Genomic DNA, 20,237 nt, shown 5'->3' with positions numbered 1-20,237 from the left:
CCCAGCATGTATGTATTTCCAGACTCTCTTCCCATCCACCTGGCAAAAGTGGACGCGCTCGTGTATCGCGCCCCCATCGCCGACCCGGTGCAAACGTCTTTTGGAACGATGTACGACCGTCCGGCCGTACTGGTCAGGGCGGAAGACCATGAGGGTATGGTTGGCTGGGGCGAAATATGGTGCAATTTTCCCAATGTGGGCGCCGAGCATCGCGCGCGTATGCTTGAATCCTGCATTGCACCCATCCTGCTGGAGCAGGAATGGGCACATCCGACGCACGCCTTTGAAGCACTGAGTCGACGCTTGGAGGTGCTGGCTATTCAATGCGGTGAACCGGGAACTATTGCGCAAGCCATTGCCGGCACCGATATGGCGCTATGGGATCTGGCCGCCAAGCGTCTGAACCAGCCGTTATGGAAACTCTTCGGCGGCGCGCCGCAGGTACAAACCTATGCTTCGGGCCTCAGCCCTGCCCAACCCGAGAAACTGGCCGCTATCAAACATAGGGAAGGCTACCGCAGCTTCAAGCTAAAGGTTGGGTTTGGCACTGAACGCGATATCGCCAATCTTCGCGCACTGCGCGAACTGTTCGGATCCGGCACGGTTCTTATGATTGACGCGAATCAGGCATGGACACCCGAAGCAGCCTTGGAAATGAGCCGCCGACTCGCTCCATTCAACCCCATCTGGATGGAGGAGCCGATCCGGGCGGATCACACATTAGCGGACTGGCAGAGCCTGGCCAAAGCATCTCCTATTCCTATCGCTGCCGGCGAAAACATGCGCAGTACGGAGGAATTTTCCGCCGCTATCGCATCTGGAGTGTTTGCCGTGATTCAACCCGATCTGGGCAAATGGGGCGGTTTCAGCGGCTGCCTGCCAGTGGCCCAGCGCGCCATCGACCACGGCCGCATGTTTTGTCCCCATTGGCTGGGCGGCGGCGTCGGCCTGATCGCATCAATGCAGTTCAAAGCCATAATGGGCAGTTCAGGCTATGTCGAGGTGGATTCCAATCCGAATCCCTTGCGCGATCTATTCGCCACCCCCTACCTGCGACCTGATAATGGAACTATCACACTGTCGGATCAACCCGGCCTCGGGATTACGCCGGATCTTGATGCAGCGCGAGGCTTTCTGGTGAAACATCGGTAACATCGTCCTGATATTTCGCAGCGACAGACCTCGATCCGCACCGAACTCCCAACTGCTACACTCACAGCCCACATCAAGCATTGCATGGCCTCATGAACAATTCAGCGTTCGGTCGCCCTTTTACCCGGGCGCCGACAAGCGGCGCCTATTTTCCGCACCCTCACTGAGCTCCTATGCAAACCCAAAGCTTTATCCCCGGCAAAGACGCCTCGCTCGAATCGACTATCGACACCATGCAGAAAAAGCTGGCGGCTCGCGGGTTCCGGCTAAATGAATCCTCCCTGCTGCACGAAGTCGACGGCATCTGGTCCACCCACATGAAGGACAATGACTGCCCAATGCTGTTTTCAAACGGCAAGGGCGCGACCGAACTGGCGGCGCGCGCCAGCGCTTACGGCGAATTTTTCGAGCGCCTGGGCACCCATTATTTCTGGACCCACTTTTATCTGGGCGAAACCCGTGCCAACCGTCCTTTCGTGCACTATCCGCAAGAGCGCTGGTTTGCACCCACATCGGACGGCAAATGGCCCGATGAAATGCTTAACTCCGAGTTGCGTGCGTTCTACAACCCCGAGGGCGAAATCGACGGCGAAGTGCTGGTCGACCTGAATTCCGGCCATGTGAAGCGCGGCATCTGCACCCTGCCCTACACGCGCCTTCGCGACAGCGTCCAGGTTTACATCCCCGTCAATATCATCGGCAATCTGTACGTCAGTAATGGAATGGCGGCAGGCAACACCCTGATGGAAGCGCGCACCCAGGCCCTGTCCGAGATTTTCGAGCGCCACATCAAGTACCGCGTCATCAGCGAAGCGCTGTGCCTGCCCGAAGTGCCCGACGAAGTGATTGCGCGCTTCCCGAACATTAAGGCCGGCATCGCAGGCTTGCGTCAGGCGGGTTTTGGCATCATGGTCAAGGATGCTTCGCTGGGCGGACGCTATCCCGTCATGAATGTCACGCTGGTGCACCCGAAAGATCAAGGCGTATTTTCCAGCTACGGCGCACACCCACGCCTGGAGATCGCGCTCGAGCGCGCCATGACCGAACTGCTGCAAGGCCGCGCGCTGGACTCGCTGGAGGGCTTTCCCGAGCCTGGCTTTGACATGAGCGAGATCAATGCCGTCTCCAATCTGGAAATTCATTTTGTCGATTCCAGCGGTGTGATCAGCTGGAACTTCATGGGCAATACACCGGACTTCGCGTTTGCCGACTGGAACTTCGGCACCACCACCGAGGAAGACTACCATTGGCTTGTGCAATGCATTCACGGCGAGGGTAAAGACATTTACGTGTCCGACTTCAGCGAGCAAGGTGCCTACAGTTGCCGCATCCTGGTGCCCGGCATGTCCGAAATTTATCCGGTCGAAGATCTCGAGTGGGAAAACAATAGCATCGGCAATGCCATTCGCCCTGCACTGCTGCGCCTGTCCGATCTAAGCGATGCCGACGCGACCCAATTGCTGTCCGACCTGCAAACCATGAACCTGAATGATGAGCGCCCGCTCTGGGAAATTCTGGGTCTGGCGATTCCCGTGGGCACGCCATGGAAGCAACTGCGCATCGGTGAACTGAAAACGTTGCTTGCGCTCGCTGTGGGTGATGAAGACGCCACCCGGGAAGGCTGCGACTGGATCCACCACTTTAACGATCTGAACCCCGCGCGCCGCCTGGTGTATCGCTGCATTGAAAGCATGCTTAACGTCGAAAACGCAGAGAACTACCAGCGCTCGCTGGTGATGATGTATGGCGCAGCCACGGTACGCCAGGCCCAGGCCCTGCTTGACCGCAGCGAACGTTTCTTCGGGCTGGAAGCGTTGGGCCCGGATATGCAGGGCAGCGCCATGCACCAGACGCTGCTGACGGCTTACGATAAATTATTTGCGGGTGATAAGGCATAGGCTGATATCGGTGCATGCCACAACGGTTCTGAAATTACGTTCGCGCACGCTGCACGCACGCGCAAAGCGCGGTGTACCTCATATGGAACATTGCGGATAGTGAGAATAGTGGCGTTACTCAAATCAGGCATGATGCTTTCCCTTCGGCTCAAACCGAATTACCAGGCGCTGTCCGCAGGCTTCGGCGTAGCGAGTTTGGCCCGACGCCCGCGACGAGGCAGATCCGGATCAATCACGCCGTGCCGGCCCAGCCCCTGCCCCCATAGACGGCATTTTCAGATACCAATACGTCCGGCCAAACACCCAGACATCCCGCGCCGTATACCGGTTGACCAAAAATGCTCTAGTGTGCTTTCTTTTTGGGGGAAGATGCATAGTGACGTATGGATTCCATAACCCCCGCGTGACCCCAACAAAAACGCCAACTCCGAAGAATTGGCGCAAGTGTTTGATTTTTCTGGTGCCGATGAAAGGAGTCGAACCCTCGACCTTCTCATTACGAATGAGCTGCTCTACCAACTGAGCTACATCGGCTTCGCAGATGACGGGGCTACACCCGAGCCATCCCGACCAAGCCCGCTATTATACACATTTGTCATGGTCGATAAGGACACAAGGTCGGGGCCTTGAGCCAGCACTGCCCGTAAATGCGACGAGCAGGCCGCACACGCTCGCACACCCTACATGGCCACCGCCATGGCCCTTTGCGCAAATTCCATCACCGACATTTTTTTGCCGTTGACGTCGACGCTGTTATTTTCGTATTTGATCGCGGCCACTGCCTTGTCGCCATCCACTTTGGCCAAGCCAGCTGCCTGCAGCTTGCCCGCATAGGCATCGAACAGCATTCCGCCCACCGCATCGGCTTGTGGATTGGCTTGCGTCCCGCCCTGCAACTGGCTGGCCAACCTGGACAGCATGGGTTTGGAAATCGAGAAATTCAGCGCGATCTGTTTCAGGATCTGCGGCAACAAGGTGTCAAGGCCGGCCTGGGCAGCGGCCGCCTTGTCAGAGGGGCTGCTTAGATCAAGCTTCAGCGACGCCGTGCTTTCGCCTTTGTCGTTTTTCCACACCAGCGAGTCAACCGAAACCGAAGGGTTGCTGGCCAGCACATCCATGAATTTTTCACGCAGTGTGGCGGACTCGGCGTCAGTCAGTTGCAGGTCTTCGTCATTTTGGACCCCGTGCGCGGCCTTGAACGCGTTGTACTGGTTGGCCAGCGCATTGACTGCGTCGATATTGAAGTGGCTGGCCCGGCCGGTAAAGGACATGCTGCCCAGATCGGCCTTCGCGGCACTGACCTGCCCCAGCTCGTAATGCAAGTCGGCATCGAGCAGCTGGTCTTTTTGTTGCGTGTTAAGCCCAACAGCCAGTTTTTGGACCTGCACAGGCTCGTCACTGTCGGACGAGAAAGCCATGCTGTCGGCGTTAAGGCTGTTTTGAATATGGGTGACGCCCTCGGCGGGCGTCGTGGTTTTGCTGCCTAACACAATGCCTTTGATCTGCACCTCTTCGCGAGGCTGCGTCTGAGCAAACCCAAGCGAGTCAAACCGGCCCGATACCGTGCTGTTTTTGTAGTCCTGCGAAAAAACGATATTGACCTTGCCGCCGCTGAATTGGGTGCTGGTGCCATCCTCGGCATAGGTCAAAGGCTTCAGATCCCACTGGGAATCGCCTTGCCCCGAGAAACCGATTTTGGTGACGGCGGCCACGGGAGCCTCGCCCTTGGCGCTATCGAACCATTTTTGGGTGGCCGCAGTAGGCATCAATTGTGCCTGGCTGTAAGCCAGCATGGGCATAGCGCTGCCGGCGCGCAGCGCCTCGATGGGGAATGGGCCGTGCTGCAGATGATCGGCCAATTTGAATTCCATGGGCTTGCCGTCATTACCTATCATCGCCAGCGTATAGACGACGTCAGACGAAAACACACCACGCTTGTAATCGACGATGGAAACCTTCAAACCGCTACCGCCCAGGTCCGGGCCCAGCATTTTGACCAGACGCTGATTGGCTTGAACGACGGCCTGCTCAATAACGGTTTGAGCCCGCTTGCCCACGTACCAGGAGGAGCCCGTATAGGCAACCCCCAGAACCACGACGATGCCAAGTAGCTTTGCGCTTGTTTTCATTGATAGCCTGCTGAAATGTGATGAGCCAACTGGCGCGTCCAAACGCGCCATACAGACGCATCATAACCAATAGGCGGCTGCACGGCATATAGGCCATGGCGCCACGGTATACACTTTAAGCGGGCTGCCCGCGTGGCGATCCACTCTTTCATCACTTTTGCCGGGCACGATCAGACGTCATGAAGACTCCATTCGATTTTTATTTTGATTTTTCTTCACCCTACGCCTACTGCGCCAGCACGCGCATCGATGATCTGGCGGCCGAATTTGGGCGTACCGTGCGCTGGCACCCCATCCTGCTGGGGCCGGTATTCAAGCAAATGGGGGTGTTGCCCGTTGCCCAGGTGCCAATCAAAGGAAGCTACGCGATGCACGATTTTGCGCGCACCGCCGCCCTCTTTGACATCCCGTACGTGCAGCCCGCCCAATTCCCGATTTCCACGGTCACTGCGGCGCGCTCCATGGTATGGATCGAAAAGAATCTGGGCGAGGCCCGTGCCCGGCAATTCGCGCATGCGGCTTATCGCGCCTATTTCGCCGGGCAGCAGGATATCGGCAATGTCGATGTGGTTTTGGCACTGGCGAACGATATAGGTATAGACACGGCCGAGCTGGCGGCCGGCATACAACAAGACCAGATTAAAACGGCCCTGAAGGAACAGATAGAAGCGGCCACCGCCCGCGGCGTGTTCGGCGCGCCTTTTATTTTTGTCGACGACGAACCCTTTTGGGGGTTCGACCGTTTTGACTATATTCGGAAATGGTTGCAGCGGTGATGGCAACGGGTTCGTCGATGGCACCCACAAGGGGTGCCGTCACATGATCACAACTTGCGCGACAGCTCTTTGGGCAAGGGAAATGATACGTTTTCCAGGGCTCCGGACAAGGCACGCACGGAACCCGCGCCCAGCTCTTTAAGGCGGACAATGACCTGCTGCACCAGTATTTCAGGCGCAGAGGCTCCGGCCGTGACGCCCACTCGCCGGGCCTGCGCCAGCCAGGCCGGATCGATCATGTCGGGGCCATCGATAAGATGTGCGACCGCGCCCTTGCGCTCGGCGACCTCGCGCAGGCGATTCGAATTGGAGCTATTGGTGCTGCCCACCACCAACACCAGATCGCAGTCGGGCGCCATCATCTTGACGGCGTCCTGGCGGTTTTGCGTGGCATAGCAAATATCGCTTTTCTTGGGTTCGATAATCGTCGGGAAACGAGTGCGCAGAGCGTGAGCGACCGCAGCGGCATCGTCTACGGACAAAGTGGTTTGGGTCACGAACGCCAGATTGTCGGGATCGCGCACCTGCAGCGCCGCCACGTCCTGCACCGTTTCCACCAGGTACATGCCGCCATCGGCCTGGCCCAGCGTACCCTCGACCTCCGGGTGCCCGCGATGCCCAATCATGATGATTTCCCGCCCGGCCGCGCGCATTTTGGCGACCTCAACGTGGACTTTGGTGACCAACGGGCAGGTTGCGTCGAACACCTTCAGACCCATGCTCAACGCCTCGTCGCGCACAGCGCGGGCTACGCCGTGCGCAGAAAAGACAACGATGGCGCCCTTGGGCGCTTCGTGCAGCTCGTTGATGAAAATAGCCCCTTTGGCTTTCAGATCCTGCACGACATAACGGTTGTGCACGATCTCATGGCGCACATAAATAGGCGCCCCATGTATTTCGAGGGCCCGCTCGACGATATCGATCGCGCGGTCCACGCCCGCGCAAAACCCTCGCGGCTGGGCCAGAACGACTTCAAGGCCATCGGGCGCTTCTTTTTCCGGCGCAAGCATCACAGCACCCCTAATAAAGCAACATCAATCCGCAGGTCGGCACCCGCCAGCGGATGGTTGAAATCGAACAACGCCCAGGCATCCCCCATCTCTTTGAGCACGCCCGAATAGCGGCCGCCGTTGGGTGCGGTGAATTCGACCAGATCGCCGGGCTGAAACCGAGTGTCGGGGGCGGCATTGGCGGCCAGCATGGTCTGCGTCACGCGCTGCAGCAGGTCGGGATTGCGGTCGCCATAGGCTTGCGCCGCGGGCAGCTCGACACTGAATTTTGTGCCGTCCGCATGCCCCACCAACGCTTCTTCCATACCCGGCGCCCACTGTCCGCTACCCATCTGCAGGGTAGCGGGGCGACCCTCAAAGGTGTCGGCAAACACCGATCCGGCGGCAGGGCCCGAAGTCAGCACTATGCGGTAATGCAGGGTCAGGTAGGAATCCGGGCGGACAAAAGCGTTCACTGAATCAAGAATCGAAGTCAAAATCTGTCACCGTACAGGGTCATTACTAATAACGTCTATTTTAGAGCCTCTTATGACACTTCACACGACCCTGCCCACCCCCGAGCGTCCACGCGAACGCCTGATCACACACGGAGCCCGTGTTTTAACGGCTCCTGAACTGCTGGCGATTATCCTGCGCACCGGCATCAAAGGCTGCAACGCCGTAGAACTGGCGCAGCGCCTGATCACACGATTTGGCGGCTTGCGCGACCTTTTGGCCGCCGATGCGCAAACGCTCATGACCGTAGACGGGCTGGGCCTGGCCAAAACCTGCGAACTGCTCGCCATCAACGAGCTGAACCGCCGGGCGCTCGAAGAAGACCTGAAGTCAGGCCAGGCGCTCGATCAGCCGCAGCGCGTCAAACACTACTGCACCGCAGCCCTGGGACACCTGCGTGTCGAGCATTGCATTGCGCTGTACCTCGATAGCCAATACCGCCTGATCATCGCCGAGGAAATTTCCCGCGGCACGCTTACCCAGGCATCGGTATATCCGCGCGAGGTCATCAAGGCAGGCCTGCGGCATCACGCCGCCGCCCTGATCCTCGCACACAACCACCCATCGGGAGTCTCCGAACCCAGCGAAGCCGACCTGGCGCTCACCCGTCACCTGAAACACGCCCTGGCGCTGGTCGACATCCGCCTGCTCGACCACCTGATCATCACCGCAGGCCAAGCCGTATCCATGGCCGAACGCGGCCAGATTTAAATGCCGTAATGGTATAAGCTTCAATCACTTGCATACTTTGACAGCGCGGATCGCACCATCATGACGAAACGTCTGTGGGATATTTCACCTCCGGTTTCCACCCGTTCGCCGGTATTTCCCGGCGACACGCCTTATCGTCAGCAATGGCGCTGGACAATCGGCGCAGATTGCCCGGTCAACGTCAGCGAAATCACCTTGTCGCCGCACGTGGGCGCGCACGCCGATGCGCCTTTGCACTACGACGCAACGGGTGCGGCCATCGGCGCGGTCGACCTGGAGCCGTTCCTGGGGCCCTGCCGGGTCATCCATGCCGTGCATGGCCGCCCGCTGATCACCATCGCCGACTTGCTCCCCTTTCTGGCCGATATGCCGCCACGCATTCTGGTCAGAACCGCCCGGCGAGCCGTCAGCGACCGCTGGAGCGACGAATTCTCCGCCTACGCACCCGAAACCGTGGCCTTTCTGGCTGAAAAAGGGGCCAGATTGATCGGCATCGACACCCCCAGCATCGATCCGGCATCCAGCAAAACGCTGGATAGTCATCAGACCATTTTGCGTCACGACATGCGGGTATTGGAAAACCTGGTGCTCGACGATGTGCCGGCAGGCGATTACGAGCTGATTGCGCTTCCCCTGGCCTTTATCGAAGCCGACGCCAGCCCTGTGCGCGCAGTGTTGCGTTCGCTGGGCTGATCATGTAGCGGCAGCCCTTGTGGCTGCCATTCGGAAGGCCCCAAAAAGAAGCCCCCAAAAAGGAAATTTACAAATAAGCTCTTTCCATACTACAATAGCCGGCTATTTACAGGGCACGTTGTCAGGTGCTGGGTTAACGCGCCTGGCGGGGCACGGAGTTGGTGCGCCGGGCTGGCGTATAAACGACAACTGACTGGCGACCCGAACTATTTGGGATGGATATCCCACGAATAACAGGAATCGATATGAAAGCAAGCATCCACCCCGAATACCGTGAAGTGGTATTTCTGGATCAGCAAACCGGCACCAAATTTATTTCGCGCTCGACCCTCACCAGCCGCGAAACAGTCGAGCTCGACGGGAAAACCTACCCGCTTTTCAAGTGCGACGTAACGTCCGAATCGCACCCGTTCTACACCGGCGCTCAAACGCGTCTCGTGGAAACCGGCCGCGTTGAAAAATTCCGCGCCCGCTTCGCCCGCACCGCAGGCACCACCAAAAAGGCATCGTAAGCCGACACGATCTGCGTCGTCTACCGAAGGCAGCCTTGCGGCTGCCTTTTTACTTTAAGATATCCTCTTTGTTTTTCTCTTCGGGGCGCCTCTTTCCGTGTCACCCAACGACACCCGATCCACACCGGCCCGCCTGACTGCGCCGGCCACGACCAAATTACCCAGAGTCCTGTTGCTGGTTCTGGGAGTCGTTTACATTTTTTCCGGCCTTTTTTTCAGGGATCCGTGGAAAACCGATGACGTCGTCGGCCTGGCCACCATGCTCACGGCGCTTCATGGCCCGGCGCACGCCTGGCTGCTTCCCCAGGTAGGCGTGCTGGCCCACGCGCAAGATGGCCCCTTGCCGACCTGGGTGGGCGCTTTCAGCATCTGGCTGTTCGGCCCGTTGTTCGAGCATTTCACCTCGTCGCTCAACGCCTCGATCATTGCCTCGCGCCTGCCCAACCTTCTCTGGTTTGCGCTGGTCACAAGCTCTGTATGGTATGGCACCTATCTGCTGGGGCGCCGTCCCGAACCGCAACCGCTGGCACTGCCGTTCGGCGGCGAGCCTACGGTGCGCGATTACGGCCGCATGATCGCCGATGCCGCGCTGCTGCTCATTATTGCCACGGCCGGCATTTTATTGCGCATGCATGAAACCTCCGAGGTGCCTGCCATTATTGCGTTTCAGGCCTTGGCTTTTTATGCCGTCGCCCGCATGCTGGACCGCCCGCTATCGGGCGCCGTGACCCTCGGCGTAGCTCTGGCGGGGGCCTTTCTAACCCGAGGCTGGATTGGCGCGCTGCCCATCATGCTGGCCATTCCCTTTATCTTCATGCCGCGCAGCGCTTTGTGGCATGGCAAGCAATGGCTGATTATTACCGCCGTAGTGGCGATTTCACTGGTGGCCCTATGGTGGATTCCCGCCCATCAGATAGGCGCTTACTGGATGCAAAACTGGTGGCTGTGGAATATCAACTCCTTTTCCTGGCCCCGTTACGAAACCGCGATAAGCATCTTGCGCGATCTGCCCTGGTTTCTTTGGCCGACCTGGCCATTCGCCATTCTGGCCATCTGGCGCTGGCGTTCGTGGCTTGCATCTCCCCATATCTGGATCCCCTTGATGTTCGCCTTTTGGCCACTGGCGTTCATGTTTTTTCTAACCGACGTATTCGAGCCCGAATACAGCCTGATGGCTGTGCCTGTCGCCATTCTTGCCGCCTTTTCACTGCCGACGCTGCGCCGCGGCGTAGTCAATTCGCTGGACTGGTTCGCCGTCATGTGTTTTTCCCTGACGGCGGCCACCGTATGGCTGGGTTGGATAGCCATGCAAACGGGGTGGCCGACGCAAATCGCCCACAATATCGCGCGCCAAACCACCGGCTACGAACCCCATGTCGCGCCCGCCGCGGTGCTGATCGCGCTGGCGGCAACCGCGGCGTGGCTTGGCCTGGTGCGCTGGCGGCTGCACTCCAAGCCGCTGGCCTTGTGGCGCGGAACGGTTTTGTCGGCCTGCGGGCTGGTTACGACCTGGGTGCTGCTGGCCACGCTCTGGATGCCCGCGATCGATTACGTGCGCAGCTACCGCGACGTATCGGCTCAATTAAGCACGGCCCTGCAAACCTACAAGAGACCGCATGAATGCGTGCGTGCCCTGGGAGTCGGCTCAGGCCAGCGCGCCTCCTTTCTGGCCTTCAACAACATCAATTTCAGTTACGACTCGCACTGCACATTGATTTTGCAGCAAACCTCGCCACAAAGCCTTGAAAATGGCCGGGCCGCCTATTCAGGCGCGGCGGAATCGGGCGCAGCCCAGGTGCTGTGGCAGGGCAAACGCGGGCCGGACCGCCGGGAAATCTTCCGTTTGCTGCGCATCGTCAAGCCATGACTCCAGCGGTGCATCCACCCGCACGCTTTTGGCTTTACATCAGGGAAACGCTCAGGCAAGCCTGGCCGGTGCTCATCAGCTCATGGGCAGGTGTTGCGTTCGGTGTTCTCGACACCACCATGGCAGGCCACGCAAGCGCCGCCGATCTGCAGGCCATGGCGCTGGCGGCCTCTATCTATATCACCATTTTTGTCGGCTTGATGGGGGTGGTGCATGCGCTCATTCCCATTTTGGCGCAGCTCTACGGCGCCGAACGTTACACCGACGTAGGCAAAACCTGGGGGCAAGGCGTCTGGCTGGCGCTGGGCCTGTCCCTGGCAGGCGCGTTGACCATGCTGTTTCCCAACGTGTGGCTAGGGCTGTCGGGCCAGGTGGAACCCGCCGTGCGCCAGGGCATCACCTGGTATTTGCGGGCTCTGATACTCGCCTTGCCGGCCACGCTGGTTTTTCGCACGATCTACGCGCTGGGCACGGCCGTATCGCGCCCCAAAACCGTCATGATCATCAATCTGACCAGCGTCGCCTTCAAATTCGCCTTCAACTGGATTTTCATATTCGGCAAACTCGGGCTGCCGGCGATGGGCGCGGCAGGCGCCGGCCTATCCACCGCTGTAACAGCCTGGCTTTGTTTGGGTGCCGGGCTATGGGTGATCCACCACGACCCTTACTACACTCGCCTCAAGCCTACGCTGGGCCGCATACACTGGCCGATTCTAAAGGATCTGTTGCGCCTCGGGCTGCCGATGGGCGGCTCGTACCTGGTGGAAGTCTGCGCCTTCAGCTTCATGGCCTTGCTGGTGGCCCGCGAAGGCATGTTTGTATCAGGCGGGCATCAAATCACTTCCAACCTGGCGGCCCTGTGCTACATGATGCCCATGGCAGTGGGCATCGCGTCGGCATCACTTACCGCACAAGCCATAGGCGCCAACGACCTTCACCGCGCCCGCAAAACAGGGCTGGCCGGAATCGTCGTGGTGATAACCGGCGCGCTCATCACCGCCAGCCTGCTGATTGTCGGTCGCCCACTGATTCTGGCCGCGTATACCGACGATATACGGGTTGCCGCCGTAGCAGCCACTTTGCTGCAGATTCTTCCTTTTTTCCATCTATGCGATGCCATGCAATGCATAGGCTCCTATTTGCTGCGGGCCTATAAAGTAGCCGTCATACCCTTGCTTCTGCAGATCATAGCCCTGACCGGCATCGGCTTGGTCGGCGGCTGGTGGCTGGGCTACGGCCCCGCCGCAGGCGCCCTTCAGCCCTTGCTCGCGTCAACCATGCCCGGAGCGCCGCCCGGCGCCGCCGCCATGTGGCTGATGGCCCTGGTCGGCCTGGGCCTTTCAGCCCTGCTGCTGCACGGCTGGTACTGGCGGGTAGTCGCTCTGCATGCGAGAAAAATGCTTCACTAGGTAATGTGCCAATGTTTTAGATGTGCCAATGTTTTAGTGAAGGAGCCGTCTTGATGTGTCAAGATTCTGGCACCCACAAGGGGTGCCGCTACAAAAACGTACCCGCCGCTTGTAGTGGCAGCCCTTGTGGCTGCCATCAGCGTTGATAACCAAGACGATCCTACAGACGCCATGCCACCCACAAGGGGTGGCGCTACATCATCGACGACCACACGAGCATCCACCAATCGAGCGGCATGGCCGGTTAAGGTGGGGCGGGCGACTCGGGCACGCCGCGCGCAGGGCCGGCTTCGGGGATCCAAGGCGTGCGCTGTTTGAGTGGGACGTTTGCGATCAGTCCAGTGGACTGATCGCCCCACGAGTTCGCACGCCGCCCCGAAGCCGGCCCTGCGCGCGGGGAGTCATGGCGCAGCCATGACCGTGCCCGTCGGAGCCCGAACCGCCTTAACCGGCCATGCCGCGGGGCTAGAAGGTTTTACGCGGATAGGGTTGATACGAAAAAATGCCACCTGCAGCGAATGCCACCCGTCAAACGCCACATACCAGAAACGCCACCTTCAGCGAATGCCACCCACAAGGGGTGGCGCTACGGGGGTGGCGCTACAAGGTACCGCTACAGATGCCGCAACAAACTATTGAGGGCGATAAATGTAATCGCGCCGCCAAGGGTAGTTTAGATCGGCCGGATAATCGAGCTCGTCGGCACGCCCCGTAGAGATCGGTTGCGCCACTACCTGATGCAGGGCAACCCAGCCATGCTCAAAACCCATGGCGCATCCTGCCAGATACATACGATACGCGCGCAGCGACCGCTCGCCCTGCTCGCCGCCCAGAATCGCGCGGGCCTCGGGCAAGCGTGCCTCGAGCGCATCGCTCCACGCCCACAGAGTACGAGCGTAATGAGGCCGCAGATTTTCAACATCCAGATCCTCCAGGCCGCCATCGGTAAGCGTCGCCAGCACATTGCTGATGTGGGTCAGCTCACCGCCCGGAAATATATACTTCTCGATAAACTCGCCCATGCCCGAGCCCAACTCGGGATTATCAATACCGCCCGCCGTAATGCCATGATTGAGCACCAGCCCGCCAGGGCGCACCAGGCGGCGCAGTTTCGAAAAATAGCCCTTCAGCTGAGCCCGGCCAACGTGTTCGAACATACCCACCGACGCAATCTTGTCATAAGGCACAGACTCGTCGAGCTTGCGGTAATCCAGCAGATGCATCCGAACCCGCCCGCCAAGGCCTTTTTCCTCGATCAGGCGATTCACATGAGCATGCTGGTTCTTCGACAAAGTAATACCGGTAGCATCCACCCCGTAATGCTCGGCCGCCCACAGTAACAAACCGCCCCAACCCGCCCCTACGTCAAGCATCCGCTCGCCCGCGTGCAGCTTCAATTTGCGGCATATATGATCGAGCTTGGCCTCCTGTGCCTGCGCAACTGTCATGTCGGGTTCGCGAAAATACGCGCAGGAATACACCCGTCGTGGATCGAGCCACAGCGCATAAAAATCGTCGGACAGATCGTAATGAAATTGAATCTGGCGCTCATCGCGTTCAATCGAATGCCGCCATACCGAAACCAGATTCTGCACCAGGCTGGTCAGCCAGCCGCCGCGCGCTGCATCAACCGGCGATCCTGGCAAAATAGCTACGGCAAGACGCATCAGGTCACGCATGGACCCGTCAATATCCACCTTGCCCTCAACATAGTCCTCGCCTATCACCCCCACCTGCCCCGCTGCCAAATGCATCAGGCTGGCCTTGTCTTTAACCATCATCCGGACCTGGGAACCCGGACTGCCCAAATGCGTACCGTCGGGCAGCACCAGCTCAAGAGATACCGGCAAAGACGCGATCTTGTTTTCTATAGCCGAAAAAACCGAACTCACAAACAGCCTCCTAGTCTAAAACCACGCAATCACGAATACACTCGGAACCACGCCCGGCCGAACTGGAACACGCGCGAATCCTGGCAGCGGATACGGATATTCTGCGCTATTGCCAGGATGGCACCCACAAGGGGTGCCGCTACAACAAAAAAGAACCACAATTCGGCCGAAAAAAGCACAATTCGCCCGAAAAAGAACCACAATTCAGCCGAAAACGGGCCATTCTTTATCCAAAGAAATAACACAAACTGAACCATGCTAAGATTCAAGCCGGTTGTAACCGCTGTTCAATTTATCACCAAATAGCGGCATGCGGGCACCCCTTCACCCTTGCGCCATCCATTTTTTGTAGTCATTTCCCGACACATGCGACGTTGCCCACCGCCGCCGCCCGATGACGACGGGTTTCCCTGATCGGGCCGGCGCAGCTCGTACCTTCCTTACATGCCATCTGCCAAAAACAAACAAGCCATACCGGGTTGGCTCATCCTGATGGGCCTGCTGACAGCGCTTGGCCCGCTGGCTATCGACATGTACCTGCCTGCGTTTCCCTCCATCGTAGCCGGGTTGCACTCCACCCAGGGGCAGGTGGAACGCACCTTGGCGAGCTACCTGTTCGGGCTGGCTCTGGCACAGATTTTCTATGGCCCTTTTGCCGATCGCTACGGCCGCAAGCTTCCCCTGATGGCAGGTCTGGTGCTGTTCATCGTCGCCTCGATCGCCTGCGGCCTGACCGACAACGTCGAGCATCTGACCTTATGGCGCATCGTACAGGCCTTTGGCGGCGCCTCCGGCATGGTCATCCCGCGTGCCGTCATCCGGGACAATTTCGATACCCGCGACGCCGCCAAGGCCCTGTCCTTATTGATACTGGTAATGGGCGTGACGCCCATCCTTGCCCCGCTGCTGGGCGGACAAGTCCTGATTTTCGGCAGCTGGCGCGGCCTGTTCGCCATCATGGCCACCGGCGGCTTGCTGCTGCTCATTGCGGTGGCCCGCACCATGCGCGAAACGCTGCCGCCGGAAAAGGTCATTGCGCTGCGGATTTCGACCATTGCCCGCAACTATTGGGGACTGATGCGCCACCGGAAATTCATGTGTTACACGCTGGCGGGGGGGTTGGGCTCGGCCGGCATGTTTGCCTATATCGCCGGTTCTCCGCGCGTATTTATCGAAATTTTTCATGTGGACCCAAAATATTTCGGTTTTTTATTCGGCCTGAACGCCGCTGCGCTGATCGTCGCCTCGCAGATCAGCGCACGGCTGCTCAATCGCCATACCCCCCAGGCGTTACTGAAAAACGCGCAGATCACCCTGGCCTGCGCCACCCTCGCGGCGCTGCTGATTACCCTGACGGGTGGCATGACGCTGTTTATCCTGATGCTGTGCCTGATGTGCTTCATGGCAAGCCAGGGTTTCGTCAATCCCAATGCCGCCGCGCTGGCCCTGGCCGAGCAAGGCGGGCGCCTGGGCGTGGCCTCGGCGTTGATGGGCACCCTGCAGATGCTTTGCGGTGCTTTGTCCGGCCTGGCCGTGAGCGAATGGCAGTCCAGTACGCCCCTGCCTTTAACCGGCCTGCTGGCGCTATGCGCGTGCCTCTCATGGCTATTTGGACGCATTGCGCTACGATCAACTTGATTCCAGACGGTAAACCGTAGTAGACTGTCAGGCTTTACGAACATCACCGGTCCGGTCTTTTAACTGGCTGCAGATTAGATAATCAGATCATCAAGGGGTATAACCATGGCACGCGTATGCCAAGTTACCGGCAAAGGCCCAATGACGGGCAACAATGTTTCGCACGCAAACAACAAAACCAAGCGTCGCTTCTTACCTAACCTGCAATCGCGCCGTTTCTGGGTCGAGAGCGAAAACCGCTGGGTGCGCCTGCGCGTTAGCGCCAAGGCGATCCGCACCATCGACAAGAACGGCATCGATGTCGTTTTGGCCGATTTGCGCGCCCGTGGCGCACTGGCTTGATGCCGGCGCTAGCGTTCTAACCATCAGGAGCTCATCATGGCAAAAGGTATCCGCGAGAAAATCAAACTCGAGTCCACCGCAGGCACAGGTCACTTTTACACGACTACCAAAAACAAGCGCACCACGCCCGAGAAAATGCTGATCAAGAAATTTGATCCGGTTGCTCGCAAGCACGTCGACTACAAAGAAACCAAGCTTAAATAAACGGTTTTCTGTAAAAGCCCTGCTACGGCAGGGCTTTTTTTTGCGCCCTATAATGCAGAGCTTGTGCATCCACCGATAAGCCACCCGAATCCCATGCAGGAACGCTACAACCCCATTGCCGTCGAATCGGCCTCCCATCAAAACTGGCAAGCGCGCGATGCGTACCGCGTCGTCGAACACGCCACATTTCCCGATGGCTCGGCCAAACCCAAGTTCTATGCCTGCTCCATGCTGCCCTACCCCAGCGGCAAGCTGCACATGGGGCATGTACGCAACTACACGATCAACGACATGATGACGCGCCAGTTGCGCATGCGCGGCTATAACGTGCTGATGCCCATGGGCTGGGACGCATTCGGCATGCCGGCGGAAAACGCCGCCATCAAATCCAAGGTGCCGCCGGCCAAATGGACTTACGACAACATCGCCTACATGAAGAAGCAGATGCAGGCGATGGGGCTGGCCATCGACTGGTCGCGCGAAATGTGCGCCTGCGATCCAAAATACTACAAATGGAATCAATGGCTGTTCCTGAAGATGCTGGAAAAAGGCATCGCCTACCGCAAGACTCAGGTCGTCAACTGGGATCCCGTCGACAACACGGTGCTGGCCAACGAGCAGGTCATAGACGGGCGCGGCTGGCGCTCGGGCGCCCTGGTTGAAAAACGCGAGATTCCGGGCTATTACCTGCGCATCACCGACTACGCCGACGAGCTGCTCGAACACGTGCAAAACGAACTGCCCGGCTGGCCCGAACGCGTACGCCTGATGCAGGAAAACTGGATCGGCAAAAGCGAAGGCGTGCGCTTTGCGTTTACACACACGATCAAAAACAACGACGGCAAACTGATACAAGATGGACGCCTGTACGTCTTTACGACGCGCGCCGACACCATCATGGGCGTGACCTTTTGCGCCGTGGCGCCCGAACATCCGCTGGCGACGCACGCCGCTCAAAGCCGGCCCGAGCTGGCCGCGTTCATCGAGGCCTGCAAACAAGGTGGCACAACCGAGGCTGAATTGGCCACGCGCGAAAAAGAGGGCATGCCTACGGGGCTTGCCGTCACGCACCCGATTACCGGCGCTCTTGTGGACGTATGGGTTGGCAATTACGTGCTGATGAGCTATGGCGACGGGGCCGTCATGGGCGTGCCCGGCCACGACGAACGTGACTTTGCCTTTGCCAAAAAATACGGGCTGCCCATCGCGCAGGTCATTGCCCACGAAGGCAAAACCTATAGCACGGACGCCTGGCAGGAATGGTATGGCGACAAGCAAACAGGCCGCACCATGCACTCGGGCAAATACGACGGCCTGAGCACTGGCGACGCCGTCAATGCCGTAGCCCGCGACCTGGCGGAAAAAAATCTGGGCGAAAAACAGACCACCTGGCGCTTGCGCGACTGGGGCATTTCGCGCCAACGCTATTGGGGCACGCCCATCCCCATCATCCATTGCCCAGACTGTGGCCCAGTCCCGGTTCCAGAGCAGGATTTGCCGGTGGTACTGCCCGACGACCTGATCCCAGACGGCAGCGGCAACCCTCTGACCAAACATGAAGCGTTCCTATCTTGCTCATGCCCGCGTTGCGGAAAGGCGGCGCGACGTGAAACCGACACCATGGATACCTTCGTGGATTCATCCTGGTATTTCATGCGTTACACGTCGCCGGGCAACGATCAGGCCATGATCGATGCCCGCAACGATTACTGGATGCCTATGGACCAGTACATCGGCGGCATCGAGCACGCGGTGCTGCATCTGTTGTACGCGCGCTTCTGGACGCGCGTCATGCGCGATCTGGGCATGCTGAAATTTGACGAACCGTTCACCAGGCTCTTGTGCCAGGGCATGGTGCTCAACCATATCTACTCGCGCAAGAACGCACATGGCGGCATCGAATATTTTTGGCCCGAAGAGGTCGAAAACATCTACGACGCAAAGGGCGCCATCACGGGCGCACGCCGGCGCTCGGATGGCTCGGCCATTCAGTACGGCGGTATCGGCACCATGTCCAAGTCCAAGAACAATGGCGTCGACCCGCAATCCCTCATTGACACGCTGGGCGCCGACACGGCACGCCTGTTCGTCATGTTTGCCAGCCCCCCCGAACAAACGCTCGAATGGTCCGATTCCGGCGTCGAAGGCGCCCACCGCTTTCTGCGCAAACTCTGGGCGCTGTGCCATGGCCGGCAAGCCCGGGTTGCGGCAGCGCATAACGTACAGGCCGAAGCGCCCGCCGACGAGGCCACCAAAGCCTTGCGCCGCGAAATATACAGTCTGCTCAAGCAGGCTGACTACGATTACCAGCGCATCCAATACAACACGGTGGTATCGACCAGCATGAAAATGCTCAATGCCATCGAATCGGCCAAGCTGGACGACAGCCCGCGCGCCACACAAGCCTTGGCCGAAACCCTTGGAATCCTGTTGCGCGTACTGTATCCGGTCGTGCCTCACATCACTTGGCAGCTCTGGCAGGATATGGGCTACGACCAAGCCTACGGCGACCTGCTCGACGCCCCCTGGCCCGCTCTGGATGCAACGGCATTGATCGCCGACGAAATCGAACTCGTGCTGCAAGTCAACGGTAAACTGCGCGGCGCGCTCACCGTGGCCCACAGCGCGAGCAAGGCCGACATTGAAACGCTGGCTGTCGCGCACGAAGCGGTTGGCCGCTTTCTTGAAGGGCGCCCTGTCAAACGAACTATCGTCGTACCCGGCAAACTCGTCAATGTTGTGGGATAAATCATTTATGCCTCGTTTCTCGCTCCGGCGTCCAGGCGCTGTCCGTCCCATGCAACGCGGTGTGAGCGGGCGGTGGCACCCACAAGGGGTGCCGCTACATGCTGGGGCGCCGTTACATGCTCGCCTTGCGCAACAGAGCGTGCGCGGGCTGGCGTGCGCCTTGCTATGCACCCTGCTCGCAGCCTGCGGATTCCATCTGCGCGGCACGGCGCCCTTGCCCTTCGACAGCCTGTACACCAATATCGCCGAAAACTCGGCGTTCGGCGCGCAAATGCGCCGCGCCATCGAGGCCAGCTCGCCCAACACGCGTATTGTCGAGGACGCCGCCCTCGCGCAGGCCAAGCTGATACAGCTGGCCAGTAATCAGTCGCTGCGCCAGTTGTCGATCAATGCACAAGGCCTGGTCGACGAGTACGAATTGAATTTAACGTTTACCTTCGAAGTGGTCGACGCCAAAGGCCATATCCTGATGGCACCCACGACGCTCACCTCGTCGCGCGACCTGCCCTACGATCCTAATGCGGTCCAGGCCAAGCAAGGCGAAATCGGCACGGTCTTCAAAGAAATGCAACAAGGCCTGGTGGACCGGGTTGTGCGCCGCCTGAGTGCGCCCGACGTCATCGAAGCCGCCCGCCGTGCCGGCACACAAAACATCAAGATCAACCCAGCCGATATTCCCTCCGGCCACAATGCGGCGCCCGCCGCCGTACCCTGGAGCATTCCCCGCATCGAACCGGGGGCGGGCGTGTACTGAAGCCACT

General features: G+C 59.1%; 18 protein-coding genes and 1 tRNA gene. 13 read left to right on the top strand and 6 right to left on the bottom strand.

Translation table 11 applies throughout. The features are described 5' to 3' along the window. Nucleotides 1-6 precede the first annotated feature (6 nt). Together EDC26_RS09000 and ycaO are read left to right on the top strand one after the other, a co-directional pair. Nucleotides 7-1,152, top strand: coding sequence for a mandelate racemase/muconate lactonizing enzyme family protein (locus EDC26_RS09000; RefSeq protein WP_132581689.1), 1,146 nt, complete (start codon nucleotides 7-9; stop codon nucleotides 1,150-1,152). A 173-nt stretch (nucleotides 1,153-1,325) separates the two neighbouring features. Beyond that, complete coding sequence (gene ycaO, locus EDC26_RS08995; protein WP_132581687.1) at nucleotides 1,326-3,050, top strand: 30S ribosomal protein S12 methylthiotransferase accessory factor YcaO; 1,725 nt, start codon at nucleotides 1,326-1,328, stop codon at nucleotides 3,048-3,050. Here the strand turns inward: ycaO and EDC26_RS20580 are convergent. The 3 genes from EDC26_RS20580 to EDC26_RS08985 form a co-directional block, all read right to left on the bottom strand. Then, nucleotides 3,017-3,181 (bottom strand): FitA-like ribbon-helix-helix domain-containing protein, encoded by a 165-nt coding sequence (locus tag EDC26_RS20580; protein WP_425012481.1) that lies wholly within the window; start codon nucleotides 3,179-3,181, stop codon nucleotides 3,017-3,019. The two genes, ycaO and EDC26_RS20580, sit on opposite strands and share 34 nt — an antisense overlap. A gap of 327 nt (nucleotides 3,182-3,508) precedes the next feature. Further along, a tRNA-Thr gene (locus EDC26_RS08990) sits at nucleotides 3,509-3,584 on the bottom strand. 146 nt (nucleotides 3,585-3,730) lie between these two features. After that, the gene (locus EDC26_RS08985; protein WP_165930968.1) at nucleotides 3,731-5,179 is read right to left on the bottom strand and encodes a YdgA family protein; all 1,449 of its coding nucleotides are present in this window, start codon (nucleotides 5,177-5,179) and stop codon (nucleotides 3,731-3,733) included. A 179-nt stretch (nucleotides 5,180-5,358) separates the two neighbouring features. On the opposite strand from EDC26_RS08985, the gene EDC26_RS08980 reads away from it, so the two are divergent. Further along, the gene (locus tag EDC26_RS08980; protein ID WP_132581683.1) at nucleotides 5,359-5,955 is read left to right on the top strand and encodes a 2-hydroxychromene-2-carboxylate isomerase; all 597 of its coding nucleotides are present in this window, start codon (nucleotides 5,359-5,361) and stop codon (nucleotides 5,953-5,955) included. Nucleotides 5,956-6,002: 47 nt separating this feature from the next. On the opposite strand, the gene ispH is transcribed toward EDC26_RS08980, so the two are convergent. Continuing rightward, nucleotides 6,003-6,965 carry a 4-hydroxy-3-methylbut-2-enyl diphosphate reductase gene (gene ispH, locus EDC26_RS08975; RefSeq protein WP_132581681.1) on the bottom strand — a complete coding sequence of 321 codons (963 nt, stop codon included), beginning with the start codon at nucleotides 6,963-6,965 and terminating at the stop codon, nucleotides 6,003-6,005. Next, a complete protein-coding gene (locus EDC26_RS08970; protein ID WP_165930980.1) occupies nucleotides 6,965-7,420 on the bottom strand; it encodes an FKBP-type peptidyl-prolyl cis-trans isomerase in 456 nt (151 codons plus the stop codon). Before EDC26_RS08970 ends, ispH begins: the two co-directional genes overlap by 1 nt. A gap of 73 nt (nucleotides 7,421-7,493) precedes the next feature. Between EDC26_RS08970 and radC the strand changes: the two genes are divergently transcribed. The 5 genes from radC to EDC26_RS08945 all read left to right on the top strand — a co-directional run bounded on the left by radC (nucleotide 7,494) and on the right by EDC26_RS08945 (nucleotide 12,652). After that, complete coding sequence (gene radC, locus EDC26_RS08965; protein ID WP_132581677.1) at nucleotides 7,494-8,171, top strand: RadC family protein; 678 nt, start codon at nucleotides 7,494-7,496, stop codon at nucleotides 8,169-8,171. A 60-nt stretch (nucleotides 8,172-8,231) separates the two neighbouring features. Continuing rightward, the gene (gene kynB / locus EDC26_RS08960) at nucleotides 8,232-8,864 is read left to right on the top strand and encodes an arylformamidase (RefSeq protein WP_132581675.1); all 633 of its coding nucleotides are present in this window, start codon (nucleotides 8,232-8,234) and stop codon (nucleotides 8,862-8,864) included. A gap of 245 nt (nucleotides 8,865-9,109) precedes the next feature. Then, on the top strand, nucleotides 9,110-9,376 hold the full coding sequence (locus EDC26_RS08955; protein WP_132581673.1) for a type B 50S ribosomal protein L31: 267 nt from the start codon (nucleotides 9,110-9,112) through the stop codon (nucleotides 9,374-9,376). A gap of 97 nt (nucleotides 9,377-9,473) precedes the next feature. Beyond that, the gene (locus EDC26_RS08950) at nucleotides 9,474-11,243 is read left to right on the top strand and encodes an ArnT family glycosyltransferase (RefSeq protein ID WP_132581671.1); all 1,770 of its coding nucleotides are present in this window, start codon (nucleotides 9,474-9,476) and stop codon (nucleotides 11,241-11,243) included. Further along, complete coding sequence (locus EDC26_RS08945) at nucleotides 11,240-12,652, top strand: MATE family efflux transporter (protein ID WP_132581669.1); 1,413 nt, start codon at nucleotides 11,240-11,242, stop codon at nucleotides 12,650-12,652. Before EDC26_RS08950 ends, EDC26_RS08945 begins: the two co-directional genes overlap by 4 nt. Before the next feature lie 632 nt (nucleotides 12,653-13,284). Here EDC26_RS08945 and EDC26_RS08940 read toward each other — a convergent pair. Beyond that, the gene (locus EDC26_RS08940; RefSeq protein ID WP_132581667.1) at nucleotides 13,285-14,544 is read right to left on the bottom strand and encodes a class I SAM-dependent methyltransferase; all 1,260 of its coding nucleotides are present in this window, start codon (nucleotides 14,542-14,544) and stop codon (nucleotides 13,285-13,287) included. Nucleotides 14,545-14,988: 444 nt separating this feature from the next. Here EDC26_RS08940 and EDC26_RS08935 point away from each other — a divergent pair, with 444 nt between their 5' ends. The 5 genes from EDC26_RS08935 to EDC26_RS08915 all read left to right on the top strand — a co-directional run bounded on the left by EDC26_RS08935 (nucleotide 14,989) and on the right by EDC26_RS08915 (nucleotide 20,230). Continuing rightward, the gene (locus tag EDC26_RS08935) at nucleotides 14,989-16,182 is read left to right on the top strand and encodes a Bcr/CflA family multidrug efflux MFS transporter (protein ID WP_132581665.1); all 1,194 of its coding nucleotides are present in this window, start codon (nucleotides 14,989-14,991) and stop codon (nucleotides 16,180-16,182) included. 105 nt (nucleotides 16,183-16,287) lie between these two features. Then, nucleotides 16,288-16,524: a 50S ribosomal protein L28 gene (gene rpmB, locus EDC26_RS08930; RefSeq protein WP_132581662.1), complete on the top strand. Its 237-nt coding sequence runs from the start codon at nucleotides 16,288-16,290 to the stop codon at nucleotides 16,522-16,524. Nucleotides 16,525-16,560: 36 nt separating this feature from the next. Further along, nucleotides 16,561-16,728 (top strand): 50S ribosomal protein L33, encoded by a 168-nt coding sequence (rpmG, locus tag EDC26_RS08925; RefSeq protein ID WP_132581660.1) that lies wholly within the window; start codon nucleotides 16,561-16,563, stop codon nucleotides 16,726-16,728. A gap of 93 nt (nucleotides 16,729-16,821) precedes the next feature. Next, entirely contained in the window at nucleotides 16,822-19,476 is a 2,655-nt protein-coding gene (leuS, locus tag EDC26_RS08920) for a leucine--tRNA ligase (protein WP_132581910.1), read from the top strand. A gap of 49 nt (nucleotides 19,477-19,525) precedes the next feature. Beyond that, nucleotides 19,526-20,230 carry an LPS-assembly lipoprotein LptE gene (locus EDC26_RS08915; RefSeq protein WP_132581657.1) on the top strand — a complete coding sequence of 235 codons (705 nt, stop codon included), beginning with the start codon at nucleotides 19,526-19,528 and terminating at the stop codon, nucleotides 20,228-20,230. Nucleotides 20,231-20,237 lie beyond the last annotated feature (7 nt).

This window comes from Paralcaligenes ureilyticus, from assembly GCF_004346225.1.
Classification (GTDB): Bacteria; Pseudomonadota; Gammaproteobacteria; order Burkholderiales; family Burkholderiaceae_B; genus Paralcaligenes; species Paralcaligenes ureilyticus.
Note: the sequence above shows the minus strand (reverse complement) of the source record. Positions and strands in the feature narration are given on the sequence as shown.

Bases quoted from the DNA above. Each gene is read 5' to 3' on its own strand.
- EDC26_RS08955 (WP_132581673.1), top strand. From the start codon at position 9,110: ATGAAAGCAAGCATCCACCCCGAATACCGTGAAGTGGTATTTCTGGAT.
- rpmB (WP_132581662.1), top strand. From the start codon at position 16,288: ATGGCACGCGTATGCCAAGTTACCGGCAAAGGCCCAATGACGGGCAAC.
- rpmG (WP_132581660.1), top strand. From the start codon at position 16,561: ATGGCAAAAGGTATCCGCGAGAAAATCAAACTCGAGTCCACCGCAGGC.
- leuS (WP_132581910.1), top strand. From the start codon at position 16,822: ATGCAGGAACGCTACAACCCCATTGCCGTCGAATCGGCCTCCCATCAA.
- radC (WP_132581677.1), top strand. From the start codon at position 7,494: ATGACACTTCACACGACCCTGCCCACCCCCGAGCGTCCACGCGAACGC.
- EDC26_RS08985 (WP_165930968.1), bottom strand. From the start codon at position 5,179: ATGAAAACAAGCGCAAAGCTACTTGGCATCGTCGTGGTTCTGGGGGTT.
- EDC26_RS20580 (WP_425012481.1), bottom strand. From the start codon at position 3,181: ATGCCTGATTTGAGTAACGCCACTATTCTCACTATCCGCAATGTTCCA.
- EDC26_RS08915 (WP_132581657.1), top strand. From the start codon at position 19,526: ATGCAACGCGGTGTGAGCGGGCGGTGGCACCCACAAGGGGTGCCGCTA.
- EDC26_RS09000 (WP_132581689.1), top strand. From the start codon at position 7: ATGTATGTATTTCCAGACTCTCTTCCCATCCACCTGGCAAAAGTGGAC.
- kynB (WP_132581675.1), top strand. From the start codon at position 8,232: ATGACGAAACGTCTGTGGGATATTTCACCTCCGGTTTCCACCCGTTCG.
- EDC26_RS08945 (WP_132581669.1), top strand. From the start codon at position 11,240: ATGACTCCAGCGGTGCATCCACCCGCACGCTTTTGGCTTTACATCAGG.
- EDC26_RS08935 (WP_132581665.1), top strand. From the start codon at position 14,989: ATGCCATCTGCCAAAAACAAACAAGCCATACCGGGTTGGCTCATCCTG.
- ispH (WP_132581681.1), bottom strand. From the start codon at position 6,965: ATGCTTGCGCCGGAAAAAGAAGCGCCCGATGGCCTTGAAGTCGTTCTG.
- ycaO (WP_132581687.1), top strand. From the start codon at position 1,326: ATGCAAACCCAAAGCTTTATCCCCGGCAAAGACGCCTCGCTCGAATCG.
- EDC26_RS08980 (WP_132581683.1), top strand. From the start codon at position 5,359: ATGAAGACTCCATTCGATTTTTATTTTGATTTTTCTTCACCCTACGCC.